The sequence below is a fragment of the Psychrobacillus sp. OK028 genome (assembly GCF_900103605.1).
In the GTDB taxonomy this organism is placed as follows: domain Bacteria; phylum Bacillota; class Bacilli; order Bacillales_A; family Planococcaceae; genus Psychrobacillus.
This window is the reverse complement of the sequence record NZ_FNHY01000009.1, coordinates 130,962-148,912: the sequence shown is the minus strand read 5'-3', so window position 1 is coordinate 148,912 and position 17,951 is coordinate 130,962. Positions and strand designations below refer to the sequence as shown.

Sequence of the window (17,951 nt, the reverse complement as noted above, 5' to 3'; positions counted from 1 at the left end):
GGATAATGAAAAAAATTTTGATTTTAACCTTATTAACTACCAGTTTATTTGCAGGGTGTGAAGAAACTGAAAAAACTACACCACAGCAAGAAAATGTGAAGGAAGAAAATAATACTGTAAAAGAAAGGGAATACAAAGAAGAAGTAGTGCAGATTGGTAAACCTTTTGATTTTCGACTTGAAACTTTTCCAAACCAAGAAGATTATATTGGAGTAACTTTTAAAAATATTCTATTTGTAAAGAACTTACCAATGAGTGAAGAAGAGAAGGGATATGCTGACAGTGAAAACGCGTCAGGTCAGCAGGTAAGATTATTGTATGAGAAAATTAATAAAAATGACTTTGTTATAATTAACTGGAAAGTAGAGAATAAAACAAACTCTGATTTAAGAAATTATCCTAATTTTATTGTAGAGAATGAGAGTGGTATGCAAGTACAAGAGGTACAACATAGTGAACACCTTATTACTTACATTGAGGGAATTCTTTCACCTGGAGGGGTAAATGAAGGTGTATTTATTCTTAAGGTTCCCGAAGATACGGTAATCAGCAAAATTTATATGTTGAACGGAAACTATCGAGAATACACTGATGTTCATTATATTGATTTGATCAATGTAGAAAATATAGATACATATACACCTTAATATTTTTTTAGGGATGAACAAAAATATTAAGTAATGATAATAGAAAAAACTATGTGGATATAAATAAAAGCAAAGTAAATAAAATGGCGTCTCTTTTTTATGAGAGATGCCTTTTATTTTGCCTATTTTTGTTGACTTTCTTTCATTTTAAAAAAAAAAATGATTATTTGTTAATTATGTTGAAACATACTTTTCCCGTCTTTTTAAATTTATGTTTTAATACAAATATAAGTTCTTTATCAATTCGAAATTCTCTTCTACAAACTAGAGAAAGTTCGAAAAGGAAGGAGGTGAAAAAAAGTGGAAAATAATAAAATAAATATTAAGCAGAAAGAAATAATAGAATCTGTAATAAAGGAAGCAGAGGAAATTTTGCAATTTACCAAAAATAAAATTGCTAATATAACAATTATTACTGAATTAATTACTCAAAAGGTTTTCGATGAAAAGCAATTATCAAATATTAACGGGATATTGATAAGTGTATTAACTAGCAAAACAGAAAAAGAAATGAATTACTACTTCCAGAACTTTAAAGATTATATTTGGGAATATAATACTTTAATAATGAACTCAGAAGGTTATAAGTAAAAATATTATTTTTTAGAAGAATCAATATCTTAAAGTACAACTTGAAGGGGGTGATAACAATGAATAGGTATAAGAATTAATTACTCATGAGTAATTTTATAATAAACAAGAAAGAAAACGGTGAATTATTAAAAAACAAACACATAGAATTAATTATTTTATTACATAGAAAAGAAAAATGCAGTGATACATCAAATAATAATTGAACAAGTAAACAAAAGGTAGGCTAAATATAATCCAAAATAGACCACATTATAATATTTTATAATTATCCTCCCTTTCAAATTGGAAGGAGATTGATAAAAATGACGAATTCAACAAATGAGCAAAATAAAGATATTAATAATGTTTACGGAAAACAAGCAGAGTACCATGAAGAAAAAATTTCAACAGAGAGTTTAGCAATGGTAATGGAGAATAAAGATAAATATATATCTAATTATAGAAAATCCATTGATAACATAATGGAATTAGAAGAAAGTAGATTTTATCGTTATGATAAGGGAGAAATAAAGTCAGTGAACACAGGTATATTTGTTGATGAATTAATAAATAAAAATAAAGGGTTTGTCTTGAATGAAGAATTTTATATTTATAGAAATGGTTATTATAAGAAAATGACTAAATTTGAGATAAAAGGTCTTATACAAGATAATTTAGATCCCGTAATTCGTACCACGGCTGTAATTAATGATATTTACCGCATGTGGCAGTTTCACTCATCTATGCTAGTGCAAGAGAGAGATGTAAATAATAAACCATATTTAATAAATTTAATAAACGGCATATATAATTTAGAGACTAAAACTTTCACAGAAGGTCATACACCCACAGAACTAATAACCATTCGTATAAATACCGAATATAAAATAGATTTAAATAAAGAAGAACATGGTAAAGAGTGGCATAAATTTTTAGATTTTGCCTTGCCAGATTTAGAAATACAAGCAGTTCTACAAGAAATTATGGGTTATTCACTAACTCAATATGTAAATGCTAAAAAATTCTTTGTATTTAATGGTGTTGGAAATAGTGGTAAATCAAAAATTATAGAGTTATTAACAGAATTAGTAGGCCTAGATAATACTAGTAACGTAGCCTTGCAAGAATTAAATGGTTTTAATACATCTGAATTATATCAAAAAACGTTAAATGTTTATGCTGATCTTCCTACAAAACCAATAACAAGTGACAATGACATTAAAATTCTCACAGGGGAGGACCTAGTCTTTGGAGATAGAAAACATATGTCTCCCATAAAGTTTTATGTTAAATCAAAAATGTTATTCTCAACTAATGGCATGCCTGAAAATTTTGGTGACAAGAGTCCTGCTTTCTATAAACGTCTTATGATTATTCCATTTAAGTATGCAAAAGGAGATAAAGAATTAGATACTAAATTAATGGAGAAATTCATTAGAGAAAAAGACTACATATTCATGTGGGCACTGCGAGGGCTAATTAGGTTATACAATAATAATTTTCAATTTACATATTCTTTAGCAATAGAAAATGAGATATCAGAATATAAAATACATAGTAATCCTCTACATCAATTCGTGAGTGAAGAATGTACATTGGAAAATGGGGAAAGTATTATTACAACTAAATTTGTTGAAGAGTTTCATAACTATTGTATTTCAGTCTTAGGAATAGAAAGAAAAAATTGTATTGGAAGAAATAAAGTTCTTAAAATGCTTGAAACAGATTTTGGCTGTCATTATGGTGATAAGATTAAAGAAAAAGGTAAGAGAATCATAAGAGGAATCAAACTAAAAAACTAATTATTACAGAGAATGCACTTTCAAAATTGGTGCATTCTTTTTTTGTCATTAAAGGACAATTTATTTAAAACCGGTATTATTAATAGAAGAAACGAATTAAAGAAATAAAAAACGTACTTTTTATTAATAGGGTAGTATAGTATTTCAGATACTTTTAAGCCGTTTTTCCTTTTTTATTGAAGAAGGTTTTATATTAAAAAAATTACTTTAGTTCAATAACCAACATAAAGATAAAAGTTCTAAGTAAAAAAAGGAAAAAAGGAATATCATTAACTAATCGTTGTAGTTATTGCTTTTTTAGATTTGTCTTATGTACGGTTCTGCTTAAAAAATCCTTTTTCTTCTCAATACTTCTCTAATAAAACGTGTTCTGTATTTAAATTCCTCTTCAATTTACGCAACTAGACTTTAGGTGGATATTGGTTATTTTGTTATAATTAAGTTTGTTGTTGTATAGACATAATATTTTGAGAGTTTATAAAGGTGAAAATTTCAAAAAAGGGGAGAAGAGAGGAATTATGTACGAATATAAAACTAATGATATTATCGATAACCGTTACAAAGTGATTGAAGAAATAGGAGGTGGCGGATTTGGTAAAGTTGTAAGTGTATTAGATCAGCATAATGGGGAAACTATTGCTTTGAAATACTGCTGGTCTGAATCCTCTGAAGATTTACTACGTTTTAAAAGAGAAGTACGCATTATGGAGAATATTGTGCATGAAAATGTAGTAAAAGTATTAAACTCACACGTTGACCATAATCCTCCATTCTTCACGATGCCTCTGGCCATACATTCAGTTACAAAAATAATTCCTGATTTACAAGGAGATACGGGAAAAGTAATCCAAGTTTTTGAAGCGATTTGTAAGGGTATTAATGCAGTTCATTATAGTGGACATACACATAGAGATATTAAGCCTGATAATGCTTTAGTTTACGAAGGATCTCACATAGTTGTTTCAGATTTAGGACTGGCAAAATTTGATGATCGAGATTCTACTGTATTAACAAGAGCAAGTATTTATATAGGAACTTATGATTATATGCCACCGGAACAAATGGTGTATGGGGGAACAAGAAACTTAGATCATAGAGGGGATGTTTATCAACTTGGTAAAACGCTTTATCATCTTTTAACAGGTGATAGGCCTATAGTATTGAATCCTAATGCAGTACCAGTTCCGATATGGTATGTAATTAAAAGGGCAACTCGTGAGAATCCTGATCAAAGATACCAATCTGTAGACCTATTATTGGATGCATTAAATGATGCAGTTCGAGCAATAGATCCTGAAATAGATTCATTTGGAAGTTTTGAAGAATTGATCAATATTACAGAAGAAAAGTTAAAAAGCAATACCTATGATCCGAATGATATTTTAAGGTTGCTTCAACTTCTATTCAGTATTGATAATCATGATGAATATATTAAACTTTTTCATCGTATACCTAATAGAATTCTCCAAGCCTATGCCTCCATTATGGTATCTGAATTTGAACCAGTTTTGGAAAAATATAAAGTAGCAATAGATGAAGTAGTAGGTTCCTATACATTTGAATTTGCAGAAAAAGTTGCCCAGAAAATGGAGATAATTTTCCAAAACACAAATTCTCCAGAAATAAAGACTGATGCTTTGATTTGCGTTCTTATGGCAGGCAGGAGACTTAATCGATGGGTTGCGATGGGAACTTTTGATAGACTGCTAAAAACAGTGAATGAGGAAACGGTAGCGTATTCTGTTGCAGAAGGATTAAGAGATAATATGTATGATTACAAAAGACTGTACGATAGAATTCCTAAGAGTGAACTACATCCTGCAATACAATTAGTATGGGAGGCTTGTAAAAAAAGGGAAGATGAAGTTTCAATTGAAGACTAACCTAAAATACTAAATCAGTAAAACATTTAGGATTAAGAAAAAACAAAAACAGAAGAATAAGTGGAATTGCAATGGCAGCAATGGTAATCTGCACTGATCAGTAACTCTTTATAATATTTGAACCACAAAAAGGGGCTTAATGCTCCTTCTTTTTTTGTCTCTAGTATTTCTATTTAATTTCTTCCTTTTAAAAGACAAAACAATTGAAGATGATTAGATTCACGTTACACTCTAGTTATCAACTATATACAAGGGGTGTTGTTACATGGATATAAACAATGAAAAAGATATGTTTACTGGCAAGTATGAGCATTTGTTTGAATGGGAGAAGGAGTATCTCGGGGTAGTTATTGGAGTGGGTGCAGATTTCATTAAGAAACACCTACTATTAAAGTACGGGGTGGAACAAGAACATTTTATCCAAACAGTAAAACTTCCTCACATAGGCTTGTTGGATTTATTAATACAAACAGAAGGTGTCGAAAACTTTGACAGAGTTATCGTCTATTCTAAAAATGACTTTAAACATAAGGAAGAATTCCTACACTTGTATAGAGTATGCAGTGAGTGGGAATTAAACTTCACTACTATCCGTGAAAACATACAAAGTGAAGATTTCAAGAATGAAAAAGAATTTATTCGTTTTTTAGGATTGTAATAAATCTGTAGACTTTTCTGAAATCTCGTGCTAATATAGATTTAATATACTAGTGAAATACGGGATTCTGCATGCAGAACAATTAGAAATACGGTTAAACTCCTTACTGTTTTGAAAAAAGATATATTTATGATACACGGATTTTAAACTCTATAATTGAGTTCTCTTTGTGTTCATATTTTGTCTTTAAATTCAAAATGGTGAGGAGTTTTTTATTATGAAAAAAATGTATTTAGGACTAATGGTAAAGGAAGAAAACTACACAGAAACAGTAAAATTTCTTGGAGATTATGCTTACGAGAATGGTCGTGAAATAGTAATACTAGACTTAAAGAACTTAGAGGAATTCTATTCAATAATCGAAAGTGAAGAGGTTAAACGAGCGGAAAAAATTGTAATAAGGAACATAGAAATGTTCGATGGTATAGAAGAACTCTGCTACTTCAACATTGCATGTGTCAAAAATAAAATTAATTGGTATGCTATTGAAAATCATGCTACTAACAAAGACTTTGAAGAAGCACTAATTGAGATAATAAATGAACATGGTGGGGGGGGTAAATAAATTATGTCCGAAAAAAGAAAAATCGGAGTAGGTTATGCTCGTGTAAGTAGTTCTATGCAAGCAGAAGATGGGCTGTCGCTTGAACATCAAACAAGTAAGATATCGGAATATTGTTATAAGAACAATATCAAGTTGCTCGAAATATTTGAGGATGCTGCTGTTTCGGGCTTTCATATTTCAGACAAGGAAAGAGAATCCTTGCGGGCAAAGAAGAAGTTAAGCAGGGAAGAAATGATACATAGGAAGAGATCTGGACTGTTGCTTCTATTAAATGCTATACGACATGAAGATATTGACTATGTAATAGTAACGAAGAATGATAGATTAGGTCGTGACGATGAAGAGAAGGCATTCCTGAAAAGAGAGTGCAGGAAGCGAAAAATAGAAATAATTTATATTGATCAACCCGGATTGACGGGTGCTGCTCAAACTGCAACGGAAATGCTCATGGACAGGATGATGGATTTACTAGATGAATTCTATTCTATGAACTTAGGGATGGAAGTAAAGAAAATCCACGAAGATTTGGCTAAAAAAGGACTGTACACAGGTGGAAGAGTTCCTATCGGTTACAAGTTAGCAACTCGACTAAATGAAAAAGGTAAAGATGAAAAGTTTTATGTAATAGACGAAGAATCTGCTCCAACTATCAAATTAGTTTTCAATATGTATGTAGAAGGTAAAGGATTCTCAGCAATTGCTAATCATTTGAATGAAATAAAGGCTCCGGGCAAAAAGGTTTGGACTGCTCAAAATATCAGTATAATTTTGAAGAATCCCAATTATTATACTCGTGTTTGGAATAGGCATGAATCAAAACGGATAGAAGGGATACTAAAAGAAGAGGAGTTGTGGATCTATAATCTAGACGAATCCAATGCAACAATAGTCACGAAAGAACAATATGACGAAGTACAAGAACAAATGAAGAAGAGAGTAAAGAATACAAACAAAGGCGACAGGAAGAATATTGACCACGATTCAAGGTCATACGGGAAGTACTTACTTACAGGAATGGTATTCTGTAAAAACTGTGGGAAGACAATGGTATCGAATAGGACTACTTCTGCACGAAGTAAAACTGTCGGATACTACTTCTCTTGTCCATCTAATAAGTCACTTCCAAAAGGGCACAAGTGTAGCAATAATTTAAACATGCAGAAGTTAGATTTTATCGTCTGGAAAGAATTATGTAAATTTTTAACTCCTTCCGAAATCATTAAAGAGATCGACAATCACTTAAAAACAACAGCAGAAGAGAACAAGGCGAAGAATCAAAAGTTGTATAGTTTCCAAAAGGATTTAAAGAAACGACAAGATCAAGTAGAAAATTTATTCGACATTGTTGCAGAAATGGACTTCTCCAATAAGTCCTTACTTGCTCGTTATAACTTGCAGATACAAAAGCACGAAGACGAAATAGAACTATTAAAAAGAAAGATTGATGAATTCGGTGAACCTCTCGATGAAAACATCGTCTTTCCATCCAATGTCGATATCGTAAAGGTAGAATATCTATTACATGAAGACTACTATACTTATTTAGATTTCGAAGTTATCCGTGCAATCATTCAATCTGTTGTCGATAGAATTGTAACGAAAAGAATAAACGAAAATGAAACAGAAGTTGAAATCTTTTTTAGGTTTAATCATCCCTCTATAAATGAAATAATTAATTTCAAAAAACAAACAATGAAGAGTAAGCAAAAACAACGAAAAGAAACGGTAAATCAAGCAGTTATGGGCTTTTTGTCGAAATTGTTCTTGGGTATAGACTACATTGTGCCGTCTCCATACATTTACTGCTAAAGATGCAATCGTATCAACGGTTTTAACTACAATGGAGTGTGAACGGGTGTTGAACTAGGAAGGAAACTTCCTAATAAGCTCCCTATCGAATTTGCGACAACGACCTTCTAATTTATTCAAATTAGGAGGTTTTTTGTATGGGCAGAAAACAGGTATTTTTCCGTTAATTCAGAAGAAGTTAACATTTCAACAAAGAAAAAAACAGTCAATAGAAATGGTTTAATAATTCCATATGCATTAGAAACAACTTATCAGCTGATGAGAATCGCAGGAAACCGATTCAGGACGATTGAAAGCTATGATTATATTTTTAATCAGTACGTATAGTTTAATATACTGGAATATTTAGAGGATATTACAGCAGAGAGCATTTACGAGTACTTAGGATCTTTAGAGGTAGCACAATAGACGAAATTAATCAGACTAAAATCGATTAAGGCATTTTAAGTAAGTTTAATAACAATGGTTGGATGAAGAAGAAGTTCTGGAGTAACATTAATATCAAGATTGATAAAAAGTCAAAAAGGATGCTAAGGCAAATGACTGTATGCTGCAAGAAAATCTTTTGTTTATGGTAATTCCATAAACATTTTAGATATACATCGCTAAGTCACTGGTTTCATTACCTCATGACAAGAACGACATTGTGTTACTAGATTATCTCTATGATGGTTACACCTAGATTTCTCGAATTTTTATGATATTTAAATATTATTCATCCCTAAAAGCTATTTCCAAGACCCTTGGCAAAGTCATAAAAAAGGAATTTGGTCAATCAAATTATACGTATAAGTATCATGTTAACCATACTCTCCATCATTATAGTTGTTTTAAAGTTGTGTTGAAGAGATAGAAGTTCTAATTCAAATAATTCTTTATCAATGGTATCTTTAATTAACGGAAAAAATAGATAGTTATCTAGTACTAATGTGAATAGAGGAAAATAATTGACACATACAATGCATGAAATAAGTAGTAAAGATTATTTACAAGAAACTGTTAATATGTTTATTGAAAAGAATAATATCAAATATAATTGTGAAGATCATTATGTCAAAAACTTTAAACAAAAAGTTGGAAGATTTTTGGCTCAGCCATTATTAAAAGATAATAGCGAAGTTAAGAATATATTATTGCAGTTTATTCGCGAATATAGGTATTATTCGAAATCTAGTTTAGAAGAATCCTTAAAAAATTTTTATTCGGAAATATTATGTAATAAACTAAAATTAAAAGATTTTAATACATTTTATAGCCCCATTCCAAGTGAAAAAGATGTTGCTCGAGAAAATAGTTCGAATTTTTATTTGACAAAATTTTTGGAAGTGAATTCTTTGGAAAGTAATGTAGTAGTTAATTTAAATTCATTAAACTTGCTATATGAAAATGAAAAATTAAAAGGTAGGCTACATAATGAAACTACTGCATATAAAAAATTATTTTATATGAAGAACGTGGTTCTAATAGATGATTTTTCTGGAAGTGGAAAAACCGTTAAAACCTTTTTAAAAAAAAATGCTGTTTTAATAAAAGATAAGAAAATAATATTATATGTATTTCATTTAACAAAAAATGCTGAAACTAGAATTATTCAAGCCTTTTCGGATAATGGATATTCAGACTACCAAATTCATTATGATGATATTTCAGATAATATCTTTATACATGAAAGTTTTAATGAGTATGAACCAGCTATTGAAAACTTCGAAAAAAATATAATTAATAGTGACAGACCATTAGGATTTGATAAATGCGGATCATTAGTTACTTTTTTTAGAAACTGTCCAAATAATACATTGAGTAGTTATTGGTATACAGAGAATCATAGTTGGAGGCCATTATTTCCTAGAAAAGAAAGTAAGCTTGACTTTTTTGGTAAAGGAATAGTAGCGGCAAAGAATAATATTTTATATAATTTAGCGAAATATATTCCTAATGATAAGAGAGAAACATATGATGTGAAGGAGGTAATAATATTATTATATTTGAAGGAAAGTAACTATAGTGTAGATACTTTTGAATTATCTAGGCTATTAGGGTATAATAATATACAATTACAGGAACATTTGAATTTAATGGAGTCAGATATGTTAATATATAATCATTTATTAACTGATTCCGCTATAAGTTTGTTAAAAGATTTGAAGATTTATAACTATACATTGAGAGACTTATCTAATGATGAAGTATTTGAATATACTGATCAGGAGTTCAATCAAGATAGCCTTTTCATTCCTTCTAAAAAAAATTAGGGTTCAAGATAGGCGAGTCGTCCTTTTCTAGGAGTAAACGTTTCTAAATAACAATAAAATAATTTCTGTTAAGGAAATTCGTTGAAGCTCAACAAATTACCTTAACAGTATTGTTCTATGTTAGAAAGCTATAGGTAAATTGTAATTTAAGGGAGAATGGAATTGGATTTAATTCTTTTAGAACAAGAACTTAAAGCTATGGAATTGGATAATGATATTATTAACAATTATATTTCATATGCTAGTAATTTAAAAAATAATAATGTTCCTGTAATTTTTGAATTAGAACATTTAAGAAAACTTCTACATATTAGTAGAGAAGAGTTCTTTGGAATTTATTATTCTATAAAATATCAATATCATACAATTTATATCCCTAAAAGTAAAATAAAGTATGAAACTAATAAAGGGATAACTAGACAATCTAAAAAATATATATTACCTAAAGTATATTATGATAATGAGGTAAGACATAAATTTAAAAGGTATAATAAAGTAATCACAGATTTGACTAATAATAAATCGAGTTATTATCGAAAACTAGATTTACCTTCTAAAAAGTTGAAATATATACAAAGGTATATTTTAGATAATATTTTGTATAGAGTAGATGTACATAATGCAGCTCATGGTTTTGTTCCTGGAAAGTCTACAATTTCCAATGCTAGGGTTCATGTAGGAAATGAGTTTGTGGCCAAATTAGATATGAGGGATTTTTTTCCTGCTATAACGGCACAAAGAGTATATGGACTTTTTAGGTCATTTGGTTATAACAAATCCCTATCATTTACTTTAACAAAAGTCTGTACTTATAACGGCTCTTTACCACAAGGTGCTCCCACTAGCCCATATATATCAAATTTAATTTGTAGGAAGTTAGATTATAGAATTTCAACTTTGTGTATAAAAAATAACTTGAATTTTAGTAGATATGCAGATGATATTACCATTTCTGGCGGTAGAAAAGTTAAGAGGGTTCTTCCAATAATCAAGGATATAATAAAAAATGAAGGTTTCAGGATCAATGATGAAAAAACTAAAATTCTTCATAATAGCCATAAACAAAAAGTAACAGGAGTAGTTGTAAATCAAAAAGTATCTATTCCTAAAAGTTTTTATAGAAATCTTAGGCAGGAATTATACTATATGAATAAATTTGGAGTTTCATCTCATTTATTAGAAAAACAAACAATGTTTAAATCTAATACCAAAGCTTATTATTTTGGGTTAGTACATTATTGTTATATGGTTGACCCTATTAAGGGTGAAAAATTATTACAACTTTTAGAAAAAATTAACTGGAATTCGTGAATAAAAAGCAGACTTGTTTTAAGTCTGCTATTTTTATATAGAAATCAAAAAATTCACAAAGATTATACTGAAATTAGCTACTAAATAGTTAATTTAAGAGTATATCCACTTTAGCCTTTGTTTTATAAATTATTATCATCTTTTCAGTAGTAGTCATCGGAAATTTCATTGAATAAAGTAGTGTACCTGTATCATATACATGCACGTTAATTCAAACAAACATGAAATAAGCGAAATTCACGTTTGAATCTGACACAGGGACATATCACAACAGTTTTTATAACTAGGGAGTTTGAATACGTGTTGAACTAGGGAGGAAACTCTTTAATAAATTTCCTATCGAGTTTGCGATAGTGATCTTCTAATTTATTTAAATTAGGAGGTTTTTTATTTGGGCAGAAAACATAGTATTTTTTCCATTCAATCAGAAGAAGTTAATACTTCTACAAAGAAAAAAGCTGTCATAAGAAGCGGTATAACAATTCCACACGCACTAGAAGCAATTTATCAGCAGATGAGGATAGCAAGAAATCGAATCAGAACAATTGAAAGCTATGATTATATTTTTTTCAGTTCGTACAGTTCAATGAATATGTAGAGGATATTACAGCAGATAGCATTTATGAGTACTCAGAATCTTTAGAGGTAGCACAACAGTCGAATTTAATTCGGCTAAAATCGATTAAGACTGTTTTAAGTAAGTTTCATAACAATGGTTATGGTATTTTTCTATTCAAACAGAAGAAGTTAATATTTCTACAAAGAAAAAAGCAGTCAAAATATACGGTATAACAATTTCCAAGCATTAGAAACCATTTATCAGCAAATGCGAATCGCAGGAAAGAGAATCAGAACAAATAGAGAGGCTACGGCTATATTTTCAATTGGTTCGTACGGTTCAATAAACTGGAATATGTAGAGGACATTACAGCTGATAGTATTTATGAATACTTAGGTTCATAAGAGGTAGCTCAAAAGACAAAATTAATACGTCTAAAATCAATTAAAGTTGTATTAAGCAAATTTCATAATAACGATTGGATGAAACAAAAGTTCTGGAGTACTATTAATATCAAAATTGATAAGCAAGTCAAAAAGGTTGCTAAATCAAATGATATTGAAAAGCTTATTGAACTTATTGACCAAAACACGTTCATCGGCTTTCGAGACACTGACAATTTATAAGACTGGTATTCGTATTCAAACATTAGGCTAATTGAAAGAAAGACATATTGAATACGAAAACCTTTCATTAAACCTAGGCGGCTCTATTTTGAAGAATCATAAGTTCTTAAAAACTACCAATCGATCCAAGAATTAGCTGAACTTAAAGTGTTGATTAAGCAAAATGATAAAATTTGAAGCTACTACAATACGGAGAACACAAATATCATTATTACTCAGAAAGGCTTACCGATTAATAATAGTAAAACGTCAAATAAAGCTATTTCTAAACAACTAAATAAATATTCGAAACGATTCGGCTTGGAAAACATTAATCCACATGCAATACGCAGAGGGTATGCTAAGAGGCTACTAGACGTAGGAGCAAGCATTGCAATAATATCAAAAGCACTCGTTCATTCTGACTTAGCTGTAACAACACAATACTTAAATTTGGATGTGGAAGAAGTGGCGAAGGATTTGATAGAGTATAGTAATATGGATCAATAAGAAGGGAGACTATGTTTTAGATTAAATTTAGTTGGTTTAAAACATAGGCAGTCATTTTCGCACTAATCTTTAAAAACCGGCTTAATGTAATAAAAATTTATATTAAAGTAATTTTATGTTAATATTTAGAATAGTTAATACTTAATTTTAAAGAGGTGAAAATATGAGAGAGACGTTATATTATCCTAGTTTCTTTGTTGAAGATGAAAAGTGGTTAAAATTTGCTTTACTGTATTTAGGTCAAGTCGTAACTATTATACCTATGGAAGCTAATTTTAATCTTTCGAGTCTTCATAGTCTTGTATTAAATGAGACAGATTTATTGGGTAGTCATTCTCCTACTCAAAATGAAGTGAGTTTTGCTGCAGATAGTTTGGGCGAAGAAATTTCTAAGATTGCTAATAATCCACTGTATAGCAGTAGAGATTTAAGAGGTAATTTGAAGCAACGAAACCAAAATGATTGGGAAATATATGATGGTAAAATGTCATATCTATTGAAGGATATGCTGTTATCAAATGAATGGGCAACTCCAACAGAGAATGGCTTAAATATGAATGGGGAATTAGCTGGAGTATATATGACTTTATTAGCTAATGTTATTGCTGAGGAACGTAATATACCTACTATAACTGATAAAAAAATGCCAGTTAATTTTAGCAAAATTAATCAAAGTATAAAAGGTGAATATAGGAATTCTCAGAGGTATAAAACTTTATCTAACGAACTGGAAATAAAGTTACCTAAGCATTTAGAAGAAATTGATATTGGAAGAATAATAGATTTTAGAAATAACCCACGAAATCGTCGGAATTTAGATGAGTTTCATAATGCTATAGAGAAAATGAATCAGCTTAATGATGTTAATCTTTCTGAAAATGACATGTTACATATAAAGAAAAACTTATTTGATGCTAAGCGTGAATATTTAAGTGAAATTGCTGGGCAATTTATTGTGGGGAGCGGATCGGTATTAGGAATATACCAATTGATTAGTGGAGATGCACCACATATAGACTTTTTAAGGGAAGTTCTAGGAATTGGTGTAATAAGTGGTGTCAGAAGTGCTTATGGTAATGTCAATGATCTAAGGAGAAATCATAGAGCAATAAGTTATTTATCAGATGTTGAGAACTTATCAAAAAAAAGACAGAGAAACCTACTATACCATAACAGGTTATAATTACAGTTATTGAATAAAAAAATAGGTTTTATGTTAAATTACTCTTAATTTTTCGGCTCCTATTAGGTTTAATACTCTGCATCTGTTGCAGCATTATTCTTTACGAGTCGTATTTAGACAGTTCATTGAAAAATATGAAACAACATCTAAGCGAAATTAAAAGCAGACTCATTTTTTTCGGTTCAGGCTTTTCACAAAGATCATTAATTCTCCAAGTTGGTATGGTCTGCTGAAACAACTAATTAAAAATAATCCAGAAATTGGTGTGCCAATTGAGTATTTTGTTCAAGAACATGATGGTGATTATACTGAAATTGCTTCACAATTAGTCGGCTAATATCGTGATTTTGCTTGGAAAAACCGTGCTGTTGAGGATTTATTTCCACCATCATTGTTCTTCAAACCATCGAAGAATATTTACTTGAAAATATACAATATCATCTTTGTTAAAGGAGTTAATGGAGTCCTTTGACTCTGATACAAATGAATATTCTGGTGAGATCAATTTATTTAGAAAATTATTGAACCCGCAATTATTACTACAAAATATGATACTTTTCTGGAGCAATTGCTCCCAAAATATGAACCAGTTATTGGACAACAAGTAATATATACCAAAAAGTCTACTGATTAAAAATTCATGATTCAGTTGAAGATAGTAATGACATAGTCATTGAAAAAAGGTTTACGACAATTTTTTTGGAAAACAAATTTATTTAGTTGCTAAGTTATTTACATATTTTACGGAACATCCAATTATTTCTATTGGTTACAGATTAAATGATGAGAATACTAAATCAATTTTATATAATGTTAAACAGATAATTGATTCTGAATCAGAACCAATGATTCCAAACATGTGGTTTATAGACTAGAGTAGTGAGTCGATTGATCCCAGGTTTAACTCCTCCTACCGAAAAATCTATTTCTGTAGGTAATGGCGAATCAGTTAAACTTAACTATATTAAATCAAACACACATATGAAAAATTATAAAAACATTGTATCAGGATTGAGTTGATATTGAATTTCTCAAACAAATTGAATAATGCGAATAATAAAAGATGTAATATTAGATGAACTTATTAATCTTAGTTATAGAAGTTCAGATGTATATGAGGATATGATAGTGTATTTGATGGAGCCTAAGTAAGAGAATTGAGGGTGAAGTAATGGTAATTCAAAATTGTTATTGGTGTGAAAATGAAGCAAATTCAATGGAACACGTACCACCTAGATGCTTATTTCCAGAAGATAAAGATGTGAAACGAGTATTTAATAAAACTTTTAGAGAACATTTAATTACTGTTCCGTCATGTGACGAACATAATATGCAAAAATCAAACTTAGATGAATATTTGATGGTAACATTGTCGGGGAGAGTGGGGAATAATGGTTTAGCTTATATACAGACACTTACTAAAATTGATAGAAGTAGAAAGCGGAATAGGAAATTACTAGATATCGAAAATAGCGATGTTATTAGAATCAACGACAAAGAATTTCCTGTACTATGGGTTAATGTAGATACACAAAAATTAAATCACTCATTTGAATCTATAGCACGAGGACTGTATTATTATGAGAATAGTAAATCATTTAAAGGGGAACTGACTATTGTCTCGAAATTATTTAATCATATGGAAGATCCAGACGGTACAGAATATAATATTAGATCGTCTGAAATAATAGAAATCGAAAGACGGCATTGGAATACTGAAGTAAAAGGTGAAAATAAAGAAGTTTTTTCTTATCAGTTTAGTCCATTTGATGATTTTAAGACTCAAACACTTGCTTTGAATTTTTTTGAAGGTATTGATGTCTTTGTTATATTAACTGAATTAACAGCCAAAGAAATTGAAGATGCAAAATCGAGATTATCATTTTTAAATAAACTATTATTTGGAGATTTGCAATTAAAATATGAGCGATAGAGATAAAGGTATTCAAGCATCAAAGAGTGGCACAAAGAAGTAAGTGGTGAAGACCGGTTTGGAAAAAGTGGGAGGCAGCAAATTATCCAGTTTTTCAGACATCCCCAAAATAGAAAAATCCCCTTAGGAGGGGGAAGGTAGTGACCCTTAAAGTTAGAGCTTTTTTCCTTACTTTTTGGTGTTTCCTTCTTGACACGACTCCATAGAAGAAAGCGTAAGGTCAAAATTGCCAGAAGATGCTGAGTAGCTGATACAAGCTGGCTTTCTAGAATAAACAGAATACAAATGTATTCAAACCACCATCATCGTTACAAAAAACAAAGCAAAAAGACTAGTAAAGAAGAATTACAGATTTTTTTCATATTTACTCCGTGCCTACACCACTAGCGAATAACCGCCCCTAAAAATCCTACATTCACACCCGATTAAAGGGTGACACCTCGGCACTTATAAATAGAATAGCAAACAGTTAAAAATATGTCATCATCATTATAGATAAGAATTCAGATTATTACTTAGATTATTATCAGATAGACTTAACCCTCCCAATCGCATCAATTATTGAGTTATAGCGTATTAAGAATCCACTATACTTACCAAAGTCAGGACGTTTCCGAATATATTTAATAGGTATTCTGAAAATTTTCATATCCTGTGCTTCTGCGATTCCAAGCTCCCATGGCATCCATCTAGAGTGATCGTAATGTCTACTTTGAACGTACATTAATGAGTCAGATATTGTTAGTCTTTTTAATATTAAGTTGCTAATATGTTGCTCACTATTATTGCTTTTTATTTCAATCTTCCTTAGTTCATTATCAATATCATTGTCTAGAAAAATCAATTGAAATCCTAATACATCGTAAATAACTTCAATTATTTTTTGTATAGCACGAGGATAATTTGCTTGTTTGTCATCAATCCAATCTACATATACTTTTAAATTGTTTTGATCCTCTAACATTAATTTTAGTCCTAATACTTCTTTGGCATCCCAACTACAGTGAGATAAAAATACATCGTATCTATCATTAACTTCATTTTCTCTAATCGTGGAAATTAATATATTTACTTGTAGTAGAAGTCTCGAAACAATTAGTCTTAATACATATCCAATGACTATGCGTTCATTGTCAATTTCTTTTTCGAATTTTGGTACATCATTTAAATCTAAATTTTTTATTGCATCTTTAATATCTATTTTGTTTTCCTGAAAAGTGACCCTAGTTTTAATTTGCTCAATTTCTTCTGTATGTAAAATTTTTCTAATGCCAATTAAAAGTGCTCTTATAGAATCAGACTTGATATCCGAAGACTGAAAATGGTTATAGTTGTTGCCCTCAAATGACTTGATTAAGGTGTCAAGATACTTACTTATATTATCTTCTAAGAAATTATCAATTTCACTTTTGTTAATTGCATAATTATTATTCAAATTGTTAGCCCCTTTAATATTCAGTATAATGTAATCGGAAAATAATGCCAACCATTTATGTAGTTACAATTGCACATGTTTGCTTCACAGTTCATCATCCAGCTAGAACTATGGTTAGTGTTTAAGTTGTATAATTCTATTAATTCGAAACCTTTTTACTAGTAGCTACGTATATACTAAAAAGAGAGAATTATCATTAAGAAGGGCGAAGTTGTAAAATCTCGAA

14 protein-coding genes are annotated in these 17,951 nt (G+C 30.0%); 13 read left to right on the top strand and 1 reads right to left on the bottom strand.

What is annotated here, in order from left to right:
- The first annotated feature begins 5 nt into the window (after positions 1-5).
- From BLR36_RS15520 to BLR36_RS15460, 13 genes are all read left to right on the top strand, one after another.
- Entirely contained in the window at positions 6-647 is a 642-nt protein-coding gene (locus BLR36_RS15520) for a hypothetical protein (RefSeq protein WP_093062653.1), read from the top strand.
- 300 nt (positions 648-947) lie between these two features.
- Positions 948-1,238 carry a hypothetical protein gene (locus tag BLR36_RS15515; RefSeq protein WP_093062652.1) on the top strand — a complete coding sequence of 97 codons (291 nt, stop codon included), beginning with the start codon at positions 948-950 and terminating at the stop codon, positions 1,236-1,238.
- A gap of 305 nt (positions 1,239-1,543) precedes the next feature.
- Positions 1,544-3,022, top strand: a complete 1,479-nt coding sequence (locus tag BLR36_RS15510; protein WP_093062651.1) for a DNA primase family protein — start codon at positions 1,544-1,546, stop codon at positions 3,020-3,022.
- A 518-nt stretch (positions 3,023-3,540) separates the two neighbouring features.
- Positions 3,541-4,905: a serine/threonine protein kinase gene (locus BLR36_RS15505; protein WP_139185107.1), complete on the top strand. Its 1,365-nt coding sequence runs from the start codon at positions 3,541-3,543 to the stop codon at positions 4,903-4,905.
- Positions 4,906-5,170: 265 nt separating this feature from the next.
- Positions 5,171-5,563 carry a hypothetical protein gene (locus BLR36_RS15500; RefSeq protein WP_093062649.1) on the top strand — a complete coding sequence of 131 codons (393 nt, stop codon included), beginning with the start codon at positions 5,171-5,173 and terminating at the stop codon, positions 5,561-5,563.
- A 217-nt stretch (positions 5,564-5,780) separates the two neighbouring features.
- Positions 5,781-6,128, top strand: a complete 348-nt coding sequence (locus BLR36_RS15495) for a hypothetical protein (RefSeq protein ID WP_093062648.1) — start codon at positions 5,781-5,783, stop codon at positions 6,126-6,128.
- Between the two features lie 3 nt (positions 6,129-6,131).
- Positions 6,132-7,937, top strand: coding sequence for a recombinase family protein (locus tag BLR36_RS15490; protein WP_093062647.1), 1,806 nt, complete (start codon positions 6,132-6,134; stop codon positions 7,935-7,937).
- A 947-nt stretch (positions 7,938-8,884) separates the two neighbouring features.
- The gene (locus tag BLR36_RS15485) at positions 8,885-10,189 is read left to right on the top strand and encodes a phosphoribosyltransferase-like protein (protein ID WP_093062646.1); all 1,305 of its coding nucleotides are present in this window, start codon (positions 8,885-8,887) and stop codon (positions 10,187-10,189) included.
- 162 nt (positions 10,190-10,351) lie between these two features.
- Positions 10,352-11,500 carry a reverse transcriptase family protein gene (locus tag BLR36_RS15480; protein WP_175454098.1) on the top strand — a complete coding sequence of 383 codons (1,149 nt, stop codon included), beginning with the start codon at positions 10,352-10,354 and terminating at the stop codon, positions 11,498-11,500.
- Positions 11,501-11,891: 391 nt separating this feature from the next.
- Entirely contained in the window at positions 11,892-12,098 is a 207-nt protein-coding gene (locus BLR36_RS15475; protein ID WP_093062644.1) for a hypothetical protein, read from the top strand.
- 791 nt (positions 12,099-12,889) lie between these two features.
- Entirely contained in the window at positions 12,890-13,174 is a 285-nt protein-coding gene (locus tag BLR36_RS19080) for a tyrosine-type recombinase/integrase (RefSeq protein WP_371326737.1), read from the top strand.
- Positions 13,175-13,337: 163 nt separating this feature from the next.
- On the top strand, positions 13,338-14,357 hold the full coding sequence (locus BLR36_RS15465; protein ID WP_093062643.1) for a hypothetical protein: 1,020 nt from the start codon (positions 13,338-13,340) through the stop codon (positions 14,355-14,357).
- Between the two features lie 1,171 nt (positions 14,358-15,528).
- Complete coding sequence (locus BLR36_RS15460) at positions 15,529-16,290, top strand: hypothetical protein (protein ID WP_093062642.1); 762 nt, start codon at positions 15,529-15,531, stop codon at positions 16,288-16,290.
- Between the two features lie 526 nt (positions 16,291-16,816).
- Here BLR36_RS15460 and BLR36_RS15455 read toward each other — a convergent pair.
- A complete protein-coding gene (locus BLR36_RS15455) occupies positions 16,817-17,725 on the bottom strand; it encodes a hypothetical protein (RefSeq protein WP_093062641.1) in 909 nt (302 codons plus the stop codon).
- Positions 17,726-17,951: the final 226 nt, after the last annotated feature.